A 23,404-nucleotide genomic window follows, 5' to 3' on the forward strand; every position below is an offset into this window, starting at 1 on the left:
ATTTGTGTAAAAGATGGGTGTTATGTATAGGGATATTATTGTTAATCCTGTTAGCAGCGTGTTCTTCAGAGGATGAGACAATCATGGCAGCGGATATCCCAGAAGAACCACAGAAACAAGAGATCAAGCAAATAATTGAAAATGCTGCTAACGAAAATGTTGAAATTGACGATGTTATTGAAGACGCATTTCCGCTGATGACAACTATAGAAGGTGACTCGAGTAATTCTGAAGTTTATGCAACAACCAGGTTTACTTTGTCAGAGCTAAGTCTTCTACTTTCTAATGAGTTCCAAACGGAAGAGATTAGTGAAGTGAAGGATGATCAGCAGATCATTATTTTTAATGATTTCTTTGTGACCTTACGTAAAAACGAAGCGGACCAAGAAGTATTGTTAATTGAAGTCGCTGGTGAGGAATTTGTAAGGAGAAATTATTCTCCAAGCTTTTTAGGTACATATTTTTCCATCCGCTTGTTAGATAGTATGTTCGGAAACAATTGGAATCGTAGTTCGAATGGGGACTATTCTGGTATGGGAAGCTATGGAGGTTCTGGAGGCATTGGCCGTGGAAATACGACATTTAGAGGTGGCGGACCAGGAACAGGTAAATAAAAGGAAGGTGATTATATGGAATTGTTCATATCTACATTAGTTTATTTTGTTATCGCAATAATTATTGTTTTAGCTGGTTTATTTATATTTGAGAATATGACCCGTAAATATAAGGACATGGAAGAAGTAAAAAATGGAAATATAGCAGTTGCGTTATCTGTTATTGGAAAGATTGTAGGAATCTGTATTATTCTATCATTTGCAATCTATAATAGTGGTAGATTTACCGATACGATCATTTGGGGTATTGTTGGTGTGGTACTACAAATGATAGCATATTGGCTATTCGATCTATTCACAAGAAATTTCTCAGTAGAAGAAGAGCTAAAGAAGAACAATATTGCCGTTGGAGTTATGTCAGTAGGAGTATCTATTGGCTTAGCGTTTGTAATCGGGGCATCGATTACATAAAAATAAGAAAAATCGCAGCCAGGTATTTGCTTGGCTGTTTATTATTTTATTGTTTTTCTGGTGTGGAGTGGATGAATGTTGAATGAGAAAGCAGTTAGACAAAGTAAGATTATTTATTGGTCCTCGGGAATTGTTTCCATTTGTGGTATTATTTTCGAGGTTTTATTTGGAGCGTTAGGTTCGTACATTTTAGGCGATGGTGTTAAACAATATACACTAACTATTTCCTTATTCTTAACTGGTATGGGAATAGGTGCTAGTTTAAGTGAGAAGTTTATGCGGAACTTAATCATTAAATTTATTTGGATTGAATTTTGTGTAGCCCTCATTGGTGGTTTTTCTAGTTTTATTATGTTTGGTATTACCGCCTTTGCGCCAGCCGGAACGGATGCTTTTTACTTATATTCTATAACGTTAATTGTCGGTGCCTTAACAGGTGTTGAATTACCCATTTTAATTCGTAAAGCAAATGAAATTGGTGTGACATTAAATAAAAGTACGGCTCGTGTGTTATTTTCTGATTATGCTGGAGGCTTAATTGGAGGGGTATTATTTGTCTTCTTATTCCGTCCTTATTTTGGTATGGTCAAAACAGCATTTTTAGTTGGGTTGATTAATTTAACAGTTGCATTAATCGTCTTATGGCTGTTCAGAAAAGAGATTCGGCATTTTATCGTACATGCTGTAATTGGAGTGGGTATTGGTGTGTTGTTAATTGTAGGGTTGTTCTTCGGTGAAGAAATGGCGTTTACTTTTGAACAAAAATTGTACCAAGATCCAATTATTCATATGGAAGATAGTAGTTATCAAAAAATCACAGTTACACATGATGAAGAAGATATCCGACTTTATTTGGATGGATCTTTGCAATTTAGCTCGGTCGATCAACATCGCTACCATGAAGTACTCGTCCATCCGGCAATGGCAAATGTAGATAATCCAGAGAATGTCCTTATCCTTGGTGGTGGCGATGGGATTGCGGCTAAGGAAGTTTTAAAGTATGAAGATGTGAAACAGATAACTCTCGTTGACTTAGATCCAGCAGTTGTGGAGTTGGCAAATACAAATCGACATTTGTTAAAGATTAATGAAGGGGCTTTAATGGATGAAAATGTAAAAGTGAAAAACATGGACGCCTTTCAATTTTTAGAAGATACATCGGAATGGTATGATGTTATTCTTGTTGATTTGCCTGATCCAAATAATGAAAGTCTAAATAAGTTGTACACAAAGGAATTTTACTCCTTAGTACGCAATCACTTAAAACCTGAGGGAATGATTATGGTTCAAGCGACAAGTCCAGTCTTCGCTAGAGAAGTATATTGGACGATTTCAGAGACGATTAGTTCAACTGATTTGAATACGGAGAATTTGCATGTAGATGTACCAAGTTTTGGAAACTGGGGATTTGTCATGGCAAGTCGTGAGGAAATTGATTTAGATACAATGGAAATACCCGTTTCTACAAGTTTCCTAACTAATGATATGATGTCAGCACTAACTGCGTTTGGCAAGGATGAAGATCAAGAGATACCGAATTTTGAGTTAAAAGCAAATACACTAATTGATCCACACTTGATTCAAATATATGAAAAGGCATGGGAAAACTATTAACTTAGAAGTCCCGGAAAACACTTAACATTAGTTGTTTTCTAGGGGCTTTTTAAATTGGTGAGTTTTGTCCAAAAAATTATTAACTAATGAAAGTGAAATTAGAATTTTTACGGTAGACAAGGGGATTTTATTCATTCTTATAAATCTGAATATTATATTTACTCCATATATATTAAAAAATTTTAATAATAGGTTTATAATGGAGGTATAAGGGGTTAATGTTTTATTTAAGTTTTAAAATTTTGGGGGATAAGGACGGATAAAATGAGTAACAAACATACGCAAGCAGACGTTATCTTAATTGGTGCTGGAATTATGAGTGCTACATTAGGATCTCTTCTGAAAGAACTATCACCAGATTTAGAAATTAGAGTATTTGAGAAGCTCGAAAATCCTGGAGAAGAAAGCTCCAATGAATGGAATAATGCTGGTACAGGGCATTCGGCATTATGTGAGCTTAACTATACTTCCGAAAAAAAAGATGGATCCATCGATATCAATAAAGCGGTGAACATCAATGAACAGTTTCAACTTTCGAGACAGTTTTGGTCTTATCTTGTAAACCGTAAGTTGATACGCAATCCTGAAGAGTTTATCAGAGCATTACCACATATAAGCTTAGTACAAGGTGAGGATAATGTGAATTTCCTTAGAAAGCGCTTCAAAGCGCTGGTGAATCATCCATTATTTAAAGGGATGGAGTTCACAGATGATAAAGAAATGCTAAAAGAGTGGATGCCACTGATTATGAATGATCGAGACACAAATGAACCTATTGCAGCGACAAAAATTGATTCTGGAACGGATGTTAATTTCGGTGCTCTAACACGTCTTTTGTTTCAAGAATTAGATCGAACAGGAATTGATGTGAATTACAATCATAGTGTAGAAGATATTAAACGAAATAGTGAAGGGTTATGGGAAGTAAAAGTTCATGATATGAAGGATGAAAAGATTGAATATCATACTGCTAAATTCGTCTTTATCGGTGCTGGAGGAGGAAGTTTACCATTACTTCAAAAAACGGGTATTAAAGAATCCAAGCATATCGGAGGCTTCCCAGTTAGTGGATTATTTATGGTATGTAATAATCCCGACGTAATCGAGCAGCACCATGCTAAAGTCTATGGTAAAGCTAAAGTGGGGGCACCGCCAATGTCTGTTCCACATCTCGATACGCGGTTTATTGAAGGGGAAAAATCATTACTATTTGGCCCTTTTGCAGGTTTTTCGCCAAAGTTTCTAAAAACAGGGTCCTTATTTGATTTAATACATTCTGTTAAGTCGGATAACCTTTTTACCATGCTTTCTGCTGGAATGAAGGAATTGCCGCTAACAAAATACCTTGTTCAACAAGTTGTCTTATCTAATGAAAAGCGTATGGAAGAATTGAGGGAGTTTATTCCAAATGCACAAAGTAAAGATTGGGATGTGGTTATAGCTGGCCAGCGTGTCCAAGTAATTAAAGATACAGAAGATGGAGGCAAAGGTACACTGCAATTTGGAACAGAAGTTGTTTGTGGTGAGGATGGGTCCGTGGCAGCTTTACTAGGTGCTTCCCCAGGGGCTTCTACTGCAGTACATGTGATGCTAGAAGTAATAAAAAAATGTTTCCCTGAACATTTGCAAGAATGGGAACCAAAAATCAAAGAGATGATACCTTCATATGGTATAGCACTTTCTGAGAATCCAGAGTTATATAAAAAGATTGAGGTATCTATTGAACAGGCACTCGGTTTAAAGAGCGAAGAGCCTATGATGATACCTTCATAATAGAAACAAAGTTGATATGAAAAGGTCTGTGATTTAATTTCACAGACCTTTTTCTATCCTATAACAAATAAAGATGATGGATTTGTCTACCTTTACATCTTTATTTCATTCTATTAACGCCGGCTAAAAGAAGTAGTCTCCTATGCGTAATTTATATTAGAAAAAAATATAAACATAAACACATAGGAGGTTTTTATCATTAAGTATTTAGCATCACTCACACTACTAACTATTACATTAGGATTAGTACTATTTTCAAACGAAGCACATGCAAGCAGTAACTATACGGTGCAATCGGGAGATGTTCTATCCAAAATCTCAAAGGAACATAATGTTGATGTTGCAACATTATTAGAGTTTAATACATCCATAACAAATCCGGATATTATTTTTGCTGGTCAGTCGATTACGATTCCAGATGCAAAAGGAGAGAAATTCAATGTAACTGCTTATACAGCAGGCTATGAATCTACCGGGAAAGAACCTGGTGATCCAGCCTATGGTATTACCGCATCAGGTACAGAAGTGCAAGAGGGACAAACTATCGCTTGTCCAGAATCAATGTCATTTGGAACTAAAGTATATATACCATATTTTGATAATACATTTACTTGTGAAGATAGGGGAAGTGCTGTTTCAGAAGGAGACTTAGATGTATATATGTCAGATGTGGATGAAGCAATAGAATTTGGTGTAAAAGAATTACAAGTCCAGTATTAGGTGAATTCTATTTCATAAATATAATTAATTATTATAATATAGCTTTACTAGCTAGATTTATGAAGATAAAATCTATGTTGGGATAAATATGTAATACTTTTTGAATCTGAACTTTCATTCTAGTTCTTTAAGTTAATAATTTGACATTCTACTGATATAGGAAACAATACAATATTGATAACATCTGAACCTTCCAACTTTTAGTTGGGAGGTTTTTATGAGGGTTTTAGCCTCATGACAAAGGTTATATTTTCAATTTACATTGTTTTATATTTATGTATAATGACCCCTTTTTAATGATTTAACATATGTAGAGAAAAATACTTGATATAATGTAGAGATATAACAATAAAAGGAGAATTTTGTAATTAAAGTCGATGACAAATGGATGGAGGAGGAAAAGTATGACCTCATATAAACATAAAAAAGTCATTACCATTGGGATTGTGAATGAATTAACTGGTCTTTCTGTACGGCAAATTCGTTATTATGAAGAGTGCGGATTAATTTACCCAGATAGATCGAAAAATGGTACAAGAAAATACTCCTTCTCTGATATTGAGACACTGATGAATATTGCAGAGCAGCGAGAAGAAGGTGTACAAACGAGAGAAATAAAACATAATATGCTGAAAAAGAAAAACAAGCAAAAAGTTAAGGAAGAGATGCTTCGTGGTCAGATTAATGCACATTTTCATCAACGATAAAATGTGGTAGCAAAACTGTAGGTTGGTAGATTCTCATTTTTTAATTAAAAATTTTATTGTTAGAAAATCTAACAAAGTAATTGCAGTATTATAGGAAATCCTTTTTAATGTATAAGTATAAAATAAAATAATTGAATCTTTAGATAATACTAAATTACTAGACTATTATCTTAAATTAATTATATCTAGAAAAAAAGGAGGAGTTATAGTGGAAGCAACAATGATATTTGCAAATAGTCCTATAGTATGGTTGTTCGCTTTATTAGTTATTAGTGTGGTAGCTTTTCAAGGAATAAAATTCATTTTATTAGCGTTAAAAACGAGTCCTAGTGTAGGAATGACGAAAGAGGAAGCTAAGAGTGCACTTAAAGTTGGAGCGATAAATGCAATTGGTCCTTCATTAGGTATTATTATTGTTGCAATATCATTAATTGCTTTACTAGGAGAGCCACTTACCTTAATGCGAATCGGTATAATTGGCTCCGCAGGGATTGAGGCTACAGGAGCTCAGCTTGCATCTTCATCTGCAGGTGTTGAGCTAGGGACATCAGCCTTTACCAATGAGGTATTTACATTAGTAGTGTGGGTATTATGCTTAGGTGGTATCGGCTGGTTATTAGTTGTTACACTATTTACAAAGTCACTTGGAAAAATGCAAACAAAAATTGTTAGTAAGAATAAAAATAAGGAATTTCCAATCATGATTATCCTCTCGACAGCAGCTATGTTAGGTATTTTTAGTAATTTTGTGATGGATGAAATGGCAAAAGGAGTGATGAGTGCAGCTGTTATTTTTGCATCAGGTATCGCGATGATTCTTGTCTCTTTAATTGCTAACAAATTCAAGAAACTCAATTGGTTAAATGAATACTCCTTAGGAATATCAATTATTGTTGGGCTGTCTGTCAGTTATATGATGTTGTAATTTAGATGAAAGAGGAGATGATTTTGAATGGAAGTAAGTAGAAGAGTCATAGAAACGGAAGAGGAAAATTCAGCCATGGCATTAAGTATGTCAATCTTTCACCAACGATCTCATTTTTGGGGTAGGATAACCATTTGGACTGTAATCCTACTAACCATTAGCTTACCTTTTACTTTATCATTTTATCTTGGTTATCATCCTGGATGGCAATCAATATTAACTGGATTTTTGGCATATGCATCTGTAGTAGGAGTAATTTGGTTTGTCGAACCAATTTCATATTATCCAACACTTGGAGTATCGGGAACATATATGGCATTTCTTAGTGGAAACATCGCAAATATGTGTTTGCCATCAGCAGCTGCTGCACAGAATGCAATAGGAACGGATCCTGGTTCTAAAAAAGGAGAAATTGCAGCTGCATTAGCAATTGGTGCTGCTTCCATTGTAAATTTAATATTTTTAATTATGATTATTTTAGGAGGATCCTATGTCCTTTCAATTATTCCCGAGTCTTTGAAATCCGTGTTTCCCTATATTGTACCTTCTATATTTGGTGGGATATTTGCACAATTCGCATTGAAAAAACCACTATATGGGGGGATAGCAATTTCGATTGCTTTATTGCTATATCTACTCTCTATACCAACGTTAATTAAAGGACTGTTATGTATCATTTGCACTGTTTCTATCGTACTTTTAATTGAGAAAAAGAAATTTAAAAATAAAGTAGCATAATTTTAGGAGGCTGTTTCATGAGTAAAAAAGAGATTTTAGATTGGATAAATACAAATGAGGGAATTTTTACGGACATAGCGAAAAATATCTGGGAGAATCCACAATTAGCTTATGATGAGGACTATGCAAGCCAGCTACAAATCGATACTTTAGAAAAAGAAAATTTCCATATTCAACCTAATATTGGTGGGATTCCTACAGCATTTGTAGCAGAATACGGAAATGGCTCACCAATTATTGGTATACTTGGGGAATTTGATGCGTTACCAGGATTATCACAAACGGTATCACCGACAAGGGAAGAAATTGTAGCTGATGGACCAGGGCATGGATGTGGTCATCATTTATTAGGAACAGCTGGTGTTGAAGCAGTAATTGCATTAAAGGAGTATATGAAAAAAGAAAATATCAAAGGAACCGTACGTTATTATGGTTGTCCAGCAGAGGAGGTACTGTCAGGTAAAACATATATGGCAAGAGAGGGTGTATTCGATGATTTAGATTGTTGTTTGACTTGGCATCCAGGTACATCCAATTTTACAGTGAATCAAAGTATGCAGGCGATGGTTTCCATTGAGTTTGAATTTACAGGAATAACAGCACATGCTGCTGCAGCACCTCATGCCGGAAGAAGTGCTCTTGATGCTGTAGAGTTAATGAATGTCGGTACAAATTATATGCGAGAACATGTTTTAGATGGATCACGAATACATTATGTTATAACAAATGGTGGACTAGCTCCAAATGTTGTACCTGATCAAGCAAAGGTTTGGTACTATTTACGAGCTGCTACGAAAGAACAAGTGAATGATATGTTAAAAAGAGTAAAAAAGATTGCTGATGGAGCAGTGTTAATGACGGAAACAGAAGTGAAATCAACCATCTTAGCATTTGCTTACGAAACACTTCCAAATGAAACATTAAATGACATAATGTACGAAAATATGATGCAATCGGAAATATCATTTACAAAAGAAGAAGAAACATTTGCAACTCAATTATTAAAAAGTATTAATCCAGAGATTGTCAAGATGTCGAAAAAACAGTTACATGATCAAACAGATGATTTACTTCCGACACATATGGCGAATAATAAGCAATTGCTAGGGTCTTCAGTCGGAGGTTCAACGGATGTCGGAGATGTAAGTTGGATTACACCTACCGGAATGGTGATGACAACTTCTGCACCTGTTGGTGTGCAAGCTCATACCTGGCAAGCCACTTCCTCTTATGGTTCTTCCATTGGCTATAAAGGGATGCATTTAGCAGCGAAAACAATGGCATTAACTTTATATGATCTTTTTTCAAATGAAGAGCTTGTTGCAAAAGCCAAAGAGGAATTTAAACAAAGTACAACAGGTAAACCTTATATAGCTGGAATACCTGATGATGTAAATCCCCCTGTGAAAAAGAAGGTGGATCCTGTTTTTACATCCATGAAGTAAATCGTATATAGTGCCTAAAGCATTCTCATTTTGGTGAGGATGCTTTTTCATATCTTCAGATGGCTAAAGGATTATTTTATCGAATTTTTATAAAAATGTAGGAAATTAGATGGAAACAAAAATAGTGTGGAAAAAAATAATAATTTTTTCCACGCTATTTTTAGTTAGTGGTAGAAACTGAACTATAGCAATAACTAAACTACATATTGGGTTTACATTTCGACGAATCAATCCCAATTGATAACTTTTTATATTTAAATATCTGTTTTTTAAGATAATTAACAATTATAGACTGTTATATCAATCTTCAAGAGGTTGTAATGAGGATAATATATTGCATGTTTGCTAAATTTTATAGGCATTTTTACCTTGTTGACGGATAGTTTGATGTATTCTAAAGTATTTAATATATGATAATGATAATCATTATCATTTAAAACACCAGTTGAGATTCGTCTTTATTTTTTTATATAGTATTGAGAATGATTATCAATTAAAGGAGGTATGGTGAATTGATCGAAAAGAAAGTTGCTATTGTTACTGGTGCAGCGCAAGGAATGGGGTATGAAGTATTCCATGCTTTGGCAGTGAGAGGTTATGTAGCGGTAGGAATTGATATCCAAGAAGAAAAGTTGCACAAAATAAAAGGTGTAGCTGAGAAGGATAAGTTAGCAGTTGAAGCATTTTATGCTGATGTCTCTGATAGTACACAAGTCAATGAAATTATTGATCAAGTATATAGAATCTATGGAAGTATAGATGTTTTAGTTAATGCAGCTGGAGTACTATCACAAGGAGAAGTAACAACACTTTCCGATGAGGCCTGGGAGCGGACATTTGCTGTAAATACATCGGGCGTTTTTCATGTTTCTAAAGCCGTATGTAATCGAATGAAAGAGAACAAGCAAGGATCTATAGTGACAATTAGTTCTAATGCAGCGTCCGTACCGAGAACATCCATGGCAAGTTATTGTGCTTCGAAAGCTGCTTCCCTTATGTTTACGAAGTGTCTTGGATTAGAAATGGCAAGTTATGGAATTCGATGTAATATCGTATCACCTGGTGCAACGGATACAGAAATGCAGAGAGCATTTTGGAACGAAGAAGCAGATATAGAAAAAGGAATAAAAGGTATTCCTGAACAATATCGAGTAGGTATTCCATTGCAAAAAATAGCAAATACATCAGATATTACTGAAGCAGTATTATTCCTTTTATCAGAAAATGCAAGTCATATTACGATGAATAATATTGTTGTTGATGGTGGAGCTACGTTAGGTGCGCAATAGATGCAAATAAAGGGAGATGGATTACATGTCTGTTGAAACGTTAAATGAAGAGCAACAACTAATTAATCAATATCATTCAAATGATTATTTATTATCTTTTCCTAGTAAAAATATTTTAGGTAAAGGAAAAGCAGTGGAACTTACGGAGGAAGAACAACGAGGATTATCATTTCGTAAAAGAATCGAATCCCTATTACATAAAGGAACATTGAATGGGATGGAAAATCCAATTGTTATTGGTGCTTTGCCATTTCATCAACAAGATAAGGGGACATTAGTAATACCAGAAGAAATTCAGCAGTCAGAAGTTTACCAGAATGTAGATAACTCATTATCATCAGATACTATCTCATCAACACATATACAGTCGATTCCTTCGGGTAAGGAATATGCAAAAGCAGTAGAGAAGATTACGAAGGAAATTAAAGAAGGAAAGCTGGAAAAAGCGGTTCTTGGTAGGGTTCTACAAATAGATGTAGACAAGCAGCCCGATATTTCACATCTTATCCAGAATTTAATTACACATAATCATGATAAGTATAACTTTGCTTTAAATACATCCGAAGAAGGCAAAGAAAAAACATTAATCGGTGCTAGTCCAGAATTATTAATTTCCAAAAAAGGAAGCATCGTTGTTTCCAATCCTTTGGCTGGATCACGTCCAAGACAGAAAGATCCAGAAAAAGATGTTTTAATAGCGCAGGAATTACGCCATTCGGAAAAAGATTTGCATGAACATCAGCTTGTCGTTCAATCTGTTTTGAATGCATTACGACCATTTTGCAAGAAGTTACATGTACCTGAAGAACCATCTGTTATTCATACAGAGACAATGTGGCATCTTTCAACAGAAATCATCGGCCATTTAGAAGATCCATATACGCAATCAATTGAAATAGCTGAAAATTTGCATCCAACACCAGCGATATGCGGAACCCCTAACGATATTGCATTGGAAAACATTAGGCAGCTTGAACCTTTTAATCGAGATTATTTTACAGGGTTAATTGGCTGGAGCGATAAAAATGGTGATGGAGAATGGGCGATTACGATTCGTTGTGCAGAAATTGAAGAAAATATGATTCGCATGTTTGCAGGTGCAGGGATAGTAAAAGATTCAGTTCCTGAAGAAGAAAAAAACGAAACAGCAGCGAAGTTACAAACGATGCTACGTGTATTTGGAATAGATTTTTACGAAGAGGAAGGGAATGAATCATGCTAGAAGGGTATAAGCCTTGGCCAGAAAGTCTTAGAAAGTATTATCAAGAAACTGGATGCTGGACCGGAGAAACTTTCGGGGGAATATTAGAGAAACAAGCTAGAGATAGAAAAGACAGTGTTGTGATTACAGATGGGGAGAAATCCATTACTTATCAACGATTAGATGAGAGAGTAAACAAACTAGCTGTTGGATTCATGAATTTAGGTATAGAGAAAGAAGATAGAGTAGTTCTACAACTACCTAATACAATTGAATTTTTTGAGGTTTGTTTCGCGTTATTTCGAATAGGTGCTTTACCTATTTTTGCATTACCACTACACCGAAAAATGGAAATAAGCTATTTCTGTGAATTTACAGAAGCTAAAGCGTATATCATTCCAGATGTATACGATAACTTTGACTATAGAAATCTAGCAAATGAAATAAACAGCTCTATTCCAACTCTGGAGCATACGATTGTTGCAGGGGAAACAGAAAGGTTCACTTCCTTAGAAAAATTATATATTGATAAACAGGTATCATTTCCAGCTATTACAGGAAGTGATTTAGCATTCTTTCAATTATCAGGTGGAAGTACAGGGTTACCCAAATTAATTCCGCGTACACATGATGAATATATTTATAGCCTCCGAAAAAGCGTAGAAATATGTCGGCTAAGTCAAGATACGAATTTCTTAGCGGTTCTACCTGTGGCACATAATTTTACGATGAGTTCACCAGGCGTTTTTGGAGTCATCTATGCCGGAGGGAAAATTATTCTTAGTAAATATCCTAGCCCGGATGTTGCCTTCCCATTGATAGAAAAGGAAAAAGTAGACTTTACCTCACTTGTTCCACCATTAGCAATTGTATGGTTACAGGCGCAAAAAAGGACAAAAGCAGATTTAAGTTCGTTGAAAGTCATTCAAGTTGGTGGAGCGAAATGCAGTGCAGAAATAGCTAAGCAAATTAAACCAGCCTTTAATTGTAAGTTACAGCAAGTATTTGGAATGGCAGAAGGTTTAGTGAATTATACGAGATTAGATGATGATGACGAAGTAATTATTCATACACAGGGAAAACCGATGTCAGAATATGATGAAATTCGTATTGTAGATGAAGAAGACAATGAGCTTCCTGTAGGAGAAACTGGACAACTTCAAGCAAGGGGCCCGTATACTATCATTGGTTATTTTAATGTAGAAGAACATAATGCAAAAGCTTTTACATCCGATGGTTTTTATCGTACTGGGGATGTAGTCAAACTGACAGAAGAAGGGTATCTCATCGTTGAAGGAAGAGATAAGGACCAAATTAACCGAGGTGGCGAAAAAATTGCTGCAGAAGAGGTAGAAAATTATATCCTTTCGCTTCCAGGCGTACATGATGTAGCAATTGTAAGTATGCCAGATAAATTTCTTGGAGAAAGGTCTTGTGCTTTTGTTATAAAAAATAAGGAAGAATTAACAGTGAACGACATAAAGGATTTCTTACAACATAAAGGAATAGCCAATTTTAAAATCCCAGATCGGATAGAATTTGTGGATCGTTTTCCATATACAGCACTAGGTAAGGTAAGCAAAAAAAACTTAAGAGCAATGATAAAAGAAAAACTAACACAAAAAAGTTATTAAGGAGAGATAAATAATGTCAATACCTTCAATTGCAAGTTATACGTTACCAACGGAAAATGAACTACCAAAAAGTAAAGTGGATTGGAAGGCAGAAGCAAGTCGATCCGTATTATTGATTCATGATATGCAACAATACTTTTTAGATTTTTATGGTCAAGACTCTCCTCTTATTCAACAATTGATAAAGAATATATCAAAGATAAAAGAGACATGTACGAAACTTGGCATCCCAACAGTTTATACCGCACAACCTGGGGATCAAAATCAAGAAGATCGAGCGTTACTTACTGATTTTTGGGGACCAGGTCTAGATGATGATATAGAGCAGACAAAAATTACCGATCAGTTGGCACCTACAGAAGATGACATTGTGCAGACGAAATGGAGGTATAGTGCATTTAAGAAATCGCAACTATTGGAATGGATGCAGGAAAATGGTAAAGATCAATTAATTATTTGTGGTGTCTATGCCAATATTGGGTGCATTGTTACTGCTGTAGAAGCATTTATGAGTGATATTCAACCATTTATTGTTGCAGATGCGATGGCAGATTTTTCGAAGGAGCAACATGAAGAAGCTTTAATCTTTGGAGCCGGACGTTGTGCAAGACCATTAATGATGAAGCAATTAATAGAGGATATTTCATCTGAAAATACGATAACTACTTCATCCATAAAAGCACAAGTAGCAGAAATGTTAGAAATGTCACCGGATCAATTAAATGTGCAAGATGACTTAATTGAAAGTGGACTGGATTCCATTCGAATTATGATGCTTGCAGAAAATTGGAATTCTGAAGGGATAGATATAAGTTTTATAGAATTGATTGAATCTCCTAAGTTGGAATCGTGGTATCAAAAATTAGTTTCAGAATACGAAACCATTCAGGTAAAGTAAGGGGATGTTTTAGGTGATTGAAACAATGAAGAATTATCCGCTATCTGATGCTCAAGCTGGAATTTGGTTTGCGCATCAATTGGATACGACAAGTGCTAGCTATAATATGGGAGAATATGTAGAAATCAAAAATTCAATGAATGTAGCACTTTTCATTGAATCAATTAAACAAGTAGTAAAAGAAACGGATAGTTTGCATATGAAGTATGGTGAGGATGCAAACGGACTATGGCAACAACTACAAGAACCTAATCATATCGAAGTGCAATACATTGATATCAGTCAGATGCAATCAGCTAAAGAAGAAGCAATTCATCTTATGGAATCGGACATTCATCGTAGAGTAGATTTAGGACGAGATGATGTATATAAACAAATTGTATTTAAGATAGGTTCCATGCATTATCTTTGGTATCAACGCATCCATCACATCGCGATGGATGCATATGGATTTTCATTGCTTACAAATCGTGTGGCTCGTTTATATAGTAAAGTAGACCAAAAGCAACATAAGCAAACGCCATGGAGTCCATTTTATAAAGTATTAGAAGAAGAGGTTACCTATAAAGAATCTGCTCAGTATACAGAGGATAGCAACTACTGGATAAATCAATATCAAGACTTACCTGAACCGGAAACACTGACAAATAAATATGAAAGTGAAAATAGTACGTTTAAAGTCTCTAGAATTTTAAAATATGATCATTTAAAGAGGCTAAAAGAAAAAGCGAAACATATGAAAGTAGGTTGGCCGGATCTTATTATTGCGGTAAAGGCGATCTATATGTATCGAATGAAAGGCATTCGAGAAATTATTTTAGGGATTCCAATGATGAATCGATTAAAATCAGCATCCATTCAAATCCCTTGTACAAGAATGAATGTCCTGCCACTTCATATTTCTGTACATCCAACCTCATCTTTTCAAGATATTGTGGAACAGGTTTCTGTGAAGATGAGAGAGAATAGTCAGCATCAACGTTACCGTCAGGAACAACTTCAACGAGATCTAGGTAAGGTTGGTACGGATTCTAATCTCTTTGGACCACAGGTGAATGTTATGCCATTTTCCTATAACCCTGTCTTTTCTGGTACGAAAGCAATAACGTATAAATTAGCGACAGGACCGGTGGAAGATATATCGTGGAATATTTATGAACAAGGTAATGAAGATGGAATTACGCTAGATTTAGAAGGAAATGCAGGAAAATATACGAAGCAGGAATTAGAACGCCATGCTGATCGATTATTACATCTGATTCATACGTGTACAGAAATGGACGAACAGTCATTAATAAGTAGTATTTCTGCTCTTCTTTATGAAGAAAAGTATCAAATATTAGATAAGTGGAATAGTAATTCAAATCATTTTTCGGTCATTGATCCTGTGAGCCTTTTCTGGCAACAAGTACAGAAGACACCAGAAGCAGTAGCGATACAACATGATGAAGCAGCGTTAACATATCGTGAATTAGACGAAAAATCGAATCAACTTGCGAAAGTCCTAATCGAAAAAGGCGTGGAAAAGGAAAAGTTTGTGGCGATTAGTCTAGAAAGAACGGGTAAATTACCAGTTAGTATACTCGCTATATGGAAAGTCGGTGCAGCTTATCTTCCTCTTGATCCAACCTATCCAGAAGAGCGGTTGGAATATATGTTGGAGAATGCAGACCCTATCATGATTCTGACAGACGGAGTATCGTGTCATAATATACCAGGTTCGTTTGTACCGATCTTATTTAATCTGGATGAAGAACTTTTGAAGGAGGAAGTAAATAACCAATCTACAACCTCTATTAACCTTTTTGCTGAGCAATCACTAAAACATGCTGTATATATGATTTATACATCAGGATCAACTGGAAAACCAAAAGGAGTCGTTGTTCCAGCTGAAGGTCTTGTTCATTTTCTACAATATATGGACAATGTGTTTTCCCTATCTGTGAAAGATCGATTATTAGCTTTAACCACAATTTCATTTGATATCTCTATCTTGGAATTGTTCTTGCCATTAGTTAGTGGGGCGACTTGTGTATTAACCAAACGAGAGATAGTGCAAGATCCTATCTTGCTTAATCGAACGATAACCAATCAGAAAATTACAGCAATACAGGCTACGCCAACACATTGGCAAATGATCTTAGCACATCAACACGCATCATTAAGAAACATAAAGGCGTTAGTAGGGGGAGAAGCACTACCTTTCTATGTAGCAGAAGAAATGATAAATATATGTCAATCTGTTACCAATCTTTATGGGCCAACAGAAACAACCATTTGGTCTACTGTATATGAGTTGAACAAGGATGAACCAAAGGGATTGATAGGGGCACCGGTTGATGGTACAGCAGTATACGTTCTAAATCATGATCTACAACCGGTACCTCCAGAAGTAGACGGGGAGTTGTATATTGCTGGAGCTGGGGTCACGAGAGGGTATAATGGTCGTCCTTCTTTAACTGCAGAGCGATATGTAGCTAATCCTTTTGGGGAGTCGGGAAGTAGAATGTACCGTACAGGTGATATTGTGCGATGGACAAGCCGAGGCAGTCTTGAATATATAAAACGCGCAGATGATCAAGTTAAGTTGAGAGGTCACCGGATTGAATTAGGTGAAATTGAAAAAGTGATTTCATCATTTTCTCCTAATATGAATGCAAAAGTCATCGTCCGTGAAGATACACCAGGTAATCAGCAACTCGTTGCTTATTTAGTTGGTGCAGATGAAATAAACAAGCAAGATATAATACGACATGCAAAGTATACATTGCCTTTATATATGGTTCCAGATTCAATGGTTTACTTAGAAGAATTTCCGTTAACACTTAATGGAAAACTGGATAAGAAGAAATTGCCACAATCGGAATATTATCAGGTTGAAGTGGAACAGCAATTAAATGAAGGTCAGCAGGCGCTACATGATATTTTTTCAGATTTATTGAATCTACCAGTTATTTCTATTGAAGATTCGTTCTTTGATTTAGGTGGACACTCTTTATTAGCATCTCATTTAATTGCGCAAATTAGGAATAAATGGAGTAAGGAAATATCTTTTTCTACGATATTTAACTATCCAACGATTAAAGAGTTAGCGAAATTAATACAAGAAGTTTCAGAGACTTCTACTGAAATTGTTGCCGTTGAAGATAGAGCAAGTGCATTGTTGTCTTATGAACAACATCGGTTATGGTTTATCGATCAAATGGAAGGACCGAGTGCGACATATAATATTCCATTTGAAATAGAATTAAATGGGAAATTGAATAATCATGCTTTACAAGTAGCATTAGACTATGTAGTGAAGCGTCATGAATCGTTACGGACTGTCTTTTTCACGGATGGTGAAATGCCTGTTCAAAATATTATACCAGAGGATAAGTCTTGTATTCGTCTAAATATAGTTGAGACGAATCAAGAAGAATTAGCAAGTGCTGTAGAGGAAGCTAAGCAGTTTCATTTTGATATTACAAAAGAGCCTCCAGTAAAGGCATACCTTTTTGAAGTAGAGGAAGAAAAGCATGTGTTATTACTATTATTCCATCATATTATTGCAGATGGATGGTCGTTAATACCACTCACAAAAGATTTATCAAAAGCTTATAAAAATAGTCTAGAGCAAAAGGATATCATTGATGCCCCTTTAACAATTCAGTATCAGGATTATGTAGCTTGGCAACAAGAACAGATGGAAAAATCATCTATGAAGGAACAGTTGGATTATTGGAAGCAACAATTAAACGAATTACCAGTAGAAACGCCATTGCCATATGATGTACAACGACCAAAAACTCGTCAAAATGAAGGAAAGCATTATCCTTTTATCATTGATCAACAATTACAATCAGCAATAACGAACTATGCAAAAGAAAACAATGTAACGATATTTATGGTGCTACAAGCTTCTCTAGCTTCTGTTTTGTCAAGGTTAGGTTCTGGAGTCGATATTCCGATAGGTACTCCGATTGTGGGTAGAAATAATCAGCAATTAGATGATCTAATTGGATTCTTTGTAAATACATTAGTGTTGCGTACAGATGTATCAAATAACCCCACATTTCATGAATTAGTGAGCCGGGTAAAAGATACTAATGTGGAAGCGTATGATCGTCAGGATATTCCATTTGATAAAGTAGTGGAATTTGTTAATCCAGAGCGTTCTGCATCAAGGCATCCACTCTTTCAAATGATGTTAATCCTTCAAAGTGCACCGAATCCTGTGCTAGATATTCCACAAGTAAACACCAGTGTGAAGGTGAGTGGAACAGGAACAGCGAAGTTTGATTTGACATTTGAATTATGGGAGCAGCCGAATGAAGATGGGGCATTGAATGGCATTATTGAATATCGAACCGATCTATTTAAGGATAATCAGATAGAGCGGATATGTCATCATTGGCTAACATTTTTAAAAAATGCGCTGGAAACCCCAGATAAGACAATCGGAAATATTCTTTTTATCTCGAAGGAAGAGAGACAATTTGTTTTAGATTATAAACAGCAAGCTAATAAAGAATTATCCGACATATCGATTGTTCAAATGTTTGAATCACAAGTATATAAGTATCCAAACAATATTGCAGTAACTTTTGAAGGCAAGCAGCTTACCTATCAGCAATTAAACGAACAAGCCAACCAAATGGCTAGATATTTAATCGATCAAGGTGCTGGACCAGAAAAACTAATATCAATTATGTTGCCAAGGTCTATTTCAATGATGGTTAGTATTTTAGCTGTCCTAAAAACAGGAAGTGCTTACGTACCTGTTGATCCTGATTACCCTGATGAAAGGATAAGTTATATATTATCAGATGCTTATCCGTCTATTGTGATAACGAATGAGAAAAGCAAACAAGCAACAGAGACTTTTTCCAGTGTAAGCGTAATTAATTTGGATGCATTAAGCAGTCGTATATTACAGGCTTATTCTAATCAAAATATTAATCAATCAATTTCATCAATGAATGCGGCTTATATTATTTATACATCTGGTTCAACTGGGAAGCCAAAAGGTGTGATAATACCTCATCATAATGTGATTCGCTTATTAAAAGAGACGAATGAATGGTATCACTTTGGTTCTGATGATGTGTGGACGATGTTCCACTCGTACGCGTTTGATTTTTCCGTTTGGGAAATCTGGGGAGCACTACTCTTTGGTGGGAAACTAGTAATTGTACCGTACAATGTTAGTAGAATGCCGCTTGAATTTCTTGAACTTCTTGTAGAAGAAAAAGTAACCGTGTTAAACCAGACTCCTTCTGCATTTTATCAGTTAATGTATGCAGAACAGGAAAGAATTGACTTATCTGAAAAACTGTCTCTAAGATATGTTGTGTTTGGTGGGGAACAGCTTGAATTAGCAAGGTTAAAAGAATGGTTTACTTTACATGAGAATTCTACAACAAAACTGATTAATATGTATGGAATTACAGAGACGACAGTACATGTTAGTTACCTTGAATTAAATGAAGAAATTATTGATCAACAAGGTAATAGTTTAATAGGAAAAAACATTCCAGATTTAGAAATATATATATTAGACGACTTTTTACAACCAGTACCAATTGGTGTTACAGGTGAGATGTACGTAGCTGGAGGTGGATTGGCTAGGGGGTACCTTAACCAAAGTTCTTTAACAGCATCTCGATTCGTAGCTAATCCCTTTGGTGAAGCTGGAAGTAGAATGTATAAAACAGGGGATTTAGCAAAATGGTTGGACGACGGAACCATTGATTATATTGGTCGCTCTGATCATCAAGTGAAGATCAGGGGTTATCGAATTGAGTTAGGTGAAGTAAATGCGCATATTATGTCCTATGAATCTATAAAAGAAGCGGCTACTACAGTACTAAATCAACATGGGGATAATCAACTTGTATCTTATATCGTGACAGATAATGAAGTAAGAGATGCTGACTTAAAAGCTTACATCGCTTCTTTCTTACCTGGGTATATGATTCCATCTACATTTGTTCACATTGATAGGATTCCGTTAACGACACATGGAAAATTAGATACGAAGAATCTGCCATTACCTGATTACACTGTAAATGTAAAAGGAGAAGGACCACGAACACCTAGTGAAGAGCTGCTTTGTGAATTATTTAAAGAAATTCTTCATTTAGATGAAATAGGTATTCACGATAGTTTCTTTGATTTAGGAGGGCATTCCTTATTAGCAGTTACGTTAATGAATAGAATAAGAGAATTGTTTGGGAAAGAGCTAGGAATTGGAGTTTTATTTGAGGCACCTACAGTTGCCGAATTAGTTAATGTTATGGACGGAGATAATGCAACATCAAGTTCGTTAAATATGCTGCTCCCATTAAGAAAGAGTGGTTCAGAACTACCGCTATTTTGTGTACACCCCGCAGGTGGATTGAGCTGGTGCTATGCTGGTTTAATGAGTACACTTGGACCAGAATTTCCGATATATGGACTTCAAGCAAAAGGAATTTCAGAATCTGAAGCAAAACCTGAATCATTAGTTGAAATGGCACAAGACTATATTGCGGAAATGAAAAGTGTGCAACCAGAGGGACCCTATCGAGTTTTAGGTTGGTCTCTCGGCGGAAATGTGGCGCATGCTATCACAGTTGAATTGCAGAAGCTGGGTGATGAGGTAGAGTTAGTTTTCATTATGGATTCCTATCCGAGTAATTTCATTCCGCTTTCTGGTGAAGAAGGGGAACAAGATGCTCTGATTGCCTTACTTACGTTAGGGGGGTATGATCCTGAACAACTAATGCATAAAGAAATATCAATTGAAAATGTAGTTGAACTTCTTCATCATCATGGTAGTGCTTTAGCTAGTTTAGACAAACAAACCATTATTAATTTGAAAGAAACATATAGAAATTCGATTAAAATTATGTCTGAATACAAACCAAAAACATTCGATGGGAGTATGATTTTCTTTAAATCGACCATAATTCCAGATTGGTTTACAGATGCAGACCCTAATAAATGGAAATCATTCATATCTGGAGAAATGATGGAGTACGATATTCATTGTCGACATAAAGATATGTGTCAACCCGAACCACTTGCGCAAATTGGAGCAATCGTGGAACAAGAATTACAAAAAAGAAAAAAAGATAGAAAGGATGCGTATAATGACGAATCCATTTGAAAATAAAGATGGGAATTACTATGTACTTATAAATGATGAGGGCCAATATTCTCTTTGGCCCGACTTCATCCAAATTCCTGAAGGCTGGGATATTGCATACGGTCCAGAAGGGTTAACAAATTGTCAAAATTATATCGAAGATAATTGGGAAGATTTACTTCCAACTAGCTTGAAAAAGAAAAAGTTGAGTATTTCTTAAATGATTGGTTCTCAATTTTTACATTCAAGAAAAGTAGTTTGTTTCATCTATATATTAGCAATGTTTATGGCCTCGTTAGATGGAACGATTGTATATGTAGCATTACCAACGATTGGAGAAGATTTAGGAGTATCATCAGCTGACTTAAGTGGTGTGACGGTTTGGTACCTTGTAGGTGTTGCTGCGATTCTACCTATAGCAGGATGGCTTGGAGATCGGTTTGGAAGTAAGAAGATATTCTTAAGTGCATTGTCTCTATTTACAATTGCATCTATAATTTGTGGACTAGTTCAAACAGTAGGTCTATTAAATATAGCAAGATTTATACAAGGCCTAGGCGGAGGTATGCTGGCTCCTATCGGTATGGCGATGATATTTCGAACATTCTCTGTAGAAGAACGTCCTAAGGTATCACGCTCACTCGTTTTACCGATAGCAATTGCGCCAGCATTAGGCCCGGTAGTAGGGGGATTAATTCTAGAAATTCTTTCATGGCAATGGATTTTCTTTATCAATGTGCCAATTGGAGTAATAGCAATTGTCATTGGTATGTTCTATCTAACAGAACAACAAGTGGAAAGTGTAGGAAAAATGGATTGGAAAGGATTTGTTCTCATTGTTATAGGCTATCCTTTATTAATGTTTTCTTTAACACAAGGATCGTCACGAGGGTGGACTTCGATCGAAATCCTTAGTTCTGCGATTTGTGGATTACTATTAGTGAGTGTATTTATATTGCACGCAATAAATAAAGAAAAACCCATTATGGATGTAAAACTATTGTCCGAGTCTACATTTCGTAAGGTAAGTATACTTTCTTTCTTTGCAGTCGGCGGATTACAAAGCTTACTTTTTATATTTCCTATTATGTACCAACAGGCAGTAGGTGCAACAGCACTGGAAAGCGGTATTGTTGTGTTTATCGAAGCCATTGGATTAATGTTAGCTTCAAGAATAATACCGATATCTTTAAAAAAACTAGGCGTCTACCGAGTCATTTTGTTTGGATTTTTAGGCGCTTGTATCTGTTTTATAATAATGAGCATAGTTGGGCCCTTTGCTAATCCTTGGGTGCTAAGGATACTATTATTTACAATCGGTTTAACACTAGGACATTCTGTAATTGCTATGCAATATACAACATTTACAAATATAACTTCTGAAAATATGAGTAAAGCGACGACGTTATTTAATGTTCAAAATCGTTTAGGAGCTGCGATTGGTATATCGATGATTGCAAGTTTACTTATTGTGTTACAAGATGGAGCGGAAAGCATTATGAACCCTATTCCGTACCAGATTTCTATTTTCGTCGCTGCATTATTTCTAGCAATTTCATTTATACTAACATTTAAAAATCGTCATATAATTAAACGTAGTGATAAACAATCAAATCGTGACACAATTAAAGGAGAAAAAGCAGGATAATGAATATCTATGCTTGTAAAATACCATCATATCAAAATTGGCGTGAAGTGCATTACTACAGCCGTTATATTTCACAACAAAGGAGAGAGAGGGTACAGCGATTTAAAAAAGTAGGTGACGCCTATCGTTCCCTCACGAGTGAACTTTTACTTAGAAAGATACTATTAGATCAATTTCATCTTGATGACGTAACTATTACTACGAATAAGCAAGGAAAACCGCATTTATCCCTTCATTCAGATATACATTTTAATCTTTCTCACTCGGGAGAATGGTGCGTATGTATAGTAGGAAAAGAGCAAATAGGTATTGATATTGAGTATATTGATGTTATACCTGAAAGTATGATTTTTTCTATTATTTCAGATGAAGAGCTAGAATATGCGGATGGATTGCAACATCTTTTTTATGAAAAATGGACGGTATTGGAAAGTTACTTAAAAATGATAGGCACGGGTTTACATCTTCCATTAAAATCCATAGACACTAAATTAGTAGACGATCAAACGTATAATGTAAAACATTGTGAAGGAAGGTATCCTTCTGGAACAAGTACATGTTATACGTTCAAAGAAAATTATAAATTATCGGTTTGCACACGTGGGTTAGATAAAAATTTGCAAACATGTATCTATCAGTATGAATTTGATAAACTAACTTAATTAAACGGAACAAA

Annotated in this window: 17 protein-coding genes; all 17 read left to right on the forward strand. The window is 35.5% G+C overall.

All coding sequences use genetic code 11. The features are described 5' to 3' along the window. Positions 1–2 precede the first annotated feature (2 nt). The 17 genes from C794_RS05265 (at position 3) to C794_RS05345 (ending at position 23,390) form a co-directional block, all read left to right on the forward strand. Positions 3–614: a DUF4247 domain-containing protein gene (locus C794_RS05265; RefSeq protein WP_026133729.1), complete on the forward strand. Its 612-nt coding sequence runs from the start codon at positions 3–5 to the stop codon at positions 612–614. A gap of 15 nt (positions 615–629) precedes the next feature. Then, the gene (locus C794_RS05270; protein WP_017796078.1) at positions 630–1,025 is read left to right on the forward strand and encodes a DUF350 domain-containing protein; all 396 of its coding nucleotides are present in this window, start codon (positions 630–632) and stop codon (positions 1,023–1,025) included. Positions 1,026–1,100: 75 nt separating this feature from the next. Further along, a complete protein-coding gene (locus C794_RS05275) occupies positions 1,101–2,639 on the forward strand; it encodes a polyamine aminopropyltransferase (RefSeq protein ID WP_017796079.1) in 1,539 nt (512 codons plus the stop codon). Positions 2,640–2,903: 264 nt separating this feature from the next. Continuing rightward, positions 2,904–4,412, forward strand: coding sequence for a malate dehydrogenase (quinone) (gene mqo / locus C794_RS05280; RefSeq protein WP_017796080.1), 1,509 nt, complete (start codon positions 2,904–2,906; stop codon positions 4,410–4,412). 288 nt (positions 4,413–4,700) lie between these two features. Further along, positions 4,701–5,132 (forward strand): LysM peptidoglycan-binding domain-containing protein, encoded by a 432-nt coding sequence (locus tag C794_RS05285; RefSeq protein WP_017796081.1) that lies wholly within the window; start codon positions 4,701–4,703, stop codon positions 5,130–5,132. A 404-nt stretch (positions 5,133–5,536) separates the two neighbouring features. Continuing rightward, on the forward strand, positions 5,537–5,839 hold the full coding sequence (locus C794_RS05290) for a MerR family transcriptional regulator (protein WP_017796082.1): 303 nt from the start codon (positions 5,537–5,539) through the stop codon (positions 5,837–5,839). A 208-nt stretch (positions 5,840–6,047) separates the two neighbouring features. Continuing rightward, positions 6,048–6,764: a DUF5058 family protein gene (locus C794_RS05295; RefSeq protein ID WP_017796083.1), complete on the forward strand. Its 717-nt coding sequence runs from the start codon at positions 6,048–6,050 to the stop codon at positions 6,762–6,764. Between the two features lie 27 nt (positions 6,765–6,791). Further along, positions 6,792–7,502 carry a hypothetical protein gene (locus C794_RS05300; protein WP_017796084.1) on the forward strand — a complete coding sequence of 237 codons (711 nt, stop codon included), beginning with the start codon at positions 6,792–6,794 and terminating at the stop codon, positions 7,500–7,502. Between the two features lie 17 nt (positions 7,503–7,519). Then, positions 7,520–8,947 carry an amidohydrolase gene (locus C794_RS05305; RefSeq protein ID WP_017796085.1) on the forward strand — a complete coding sequence of 476 codons (1,428 nt, stop codon included), beginning with the start codon at positions 7,520–7,522 and terminating at the stop codon, positions 8,945–8,947. A 512-nt stretch (positions 8,948–9,459) separates the two neighbouring features. Then, positions 9,460–10,236, forward strand: a complete 777-nt coding sequence (locus C794_RS05310) for a 2,3-dihydro-2,3-dihydroxybenzoate dehydrogenase (protein ID WP_017796086.1) — start codon at positions 9,460–9,462, stop codon at positions 10,234–10,236. A gap of 25 nt (positions 10,237–10,261) precedes the next feature. After that, positions 10,262–11,458, forward strand: a complete 1,197-nt coding sequence (gene dhbC / locus C794_RS05315; protein WP_017796087.1) for an isochorismate synthase DhbC — start codon at positions 10,262–10,264, stop codon at positions 11,456–11,458. Then, positions 11,452–13,071, forward strand: a complete 1,620-nt coding sequence (locus C794_RS05320; protein WP_017796088.1) for a (2,3-dihydroxybenzoyl)adenylate synthase — start codon at positions 11,452–11,454, stop codon at positions 13,069–13,071. The genes dhbC and C794_RS05320 overlap by 7 nt, the downstream gene beginning before the upstream one ends. A gap of 13 nt (positions 13,072–13,084) precedes the next feature. Next, positions 13,085–13,969: an isochorismatase gene (locus C794_RS05325; RefSeq protein WP_017796089.1), complete on the forward strand. Its 885-nt coding sequence runs from the start codon at positions 13,085–13,087 to the stop codon at positions 13,967–13,969. Positions 13,970–13,982: 13 nt separating this feature from the next. Further along, positions 13,983–21,101 carry an amino acid adenylation domain-containing protein gene (locus C794_RS19720; RefSeq protein WP_017796090.1) on the forward strand — a complete coding sequence of 2,373 codons (7,119 nt, stop codon included), beginning with the start codon at positions 13,983–13,985 and terminating at the stop codon, positions 21,099–21,101. Continuing rightward, positions 21,085–21,300 carry an MbtH family protein gene (locus C794_RS05335; RefSeq protein WP_017796091.1) on the forward strand — a complete coding sequence of 72 codons (216 nt, stop codon included), beginning with the start codon at positions 21,085–21,087 and terminating at the stop codon, positions 21,298–21,300. Before C794_RS19720 ends, C794_RS05335 begins: the two co-directional genes overlap by 17 nt. Further along, entirely contained in the window at positions 21,301–22,728 is a 1,428-nt protein-coding gene (locus C794_RS05340) for a DHA2 family efflux MFS transporter permease subunit (protein WP_017796092.1), read from the forward strand. After that, positions 22,728–23,390, forward strand: coding sequence for a 4'-phosphopantetheinyl transferase family protein (locus C794_RS05345; RefSeq protein ID WP_017796093.1), 663 nt, complete (start codon positions 22,728–22,730; stop codon positions 23,388–23,390). The genes C794_RS05340 and C794_RS05345 overlap by 1 nt, the downstream gene beginning before the upstream one ends. Positions 23,391–23,404 lie beyond the last annotated feature (14 nt).

The sequence above is a fragment of the Oceanobacillus kimchii X50 genome (assembly GCF_000340475.1).
Lineage (GTDB): Bacteria > Bacillota > Bacilli > Bacillales > Amphibacillaceae > Oceanobacillus > Oceanobacillus kimchii.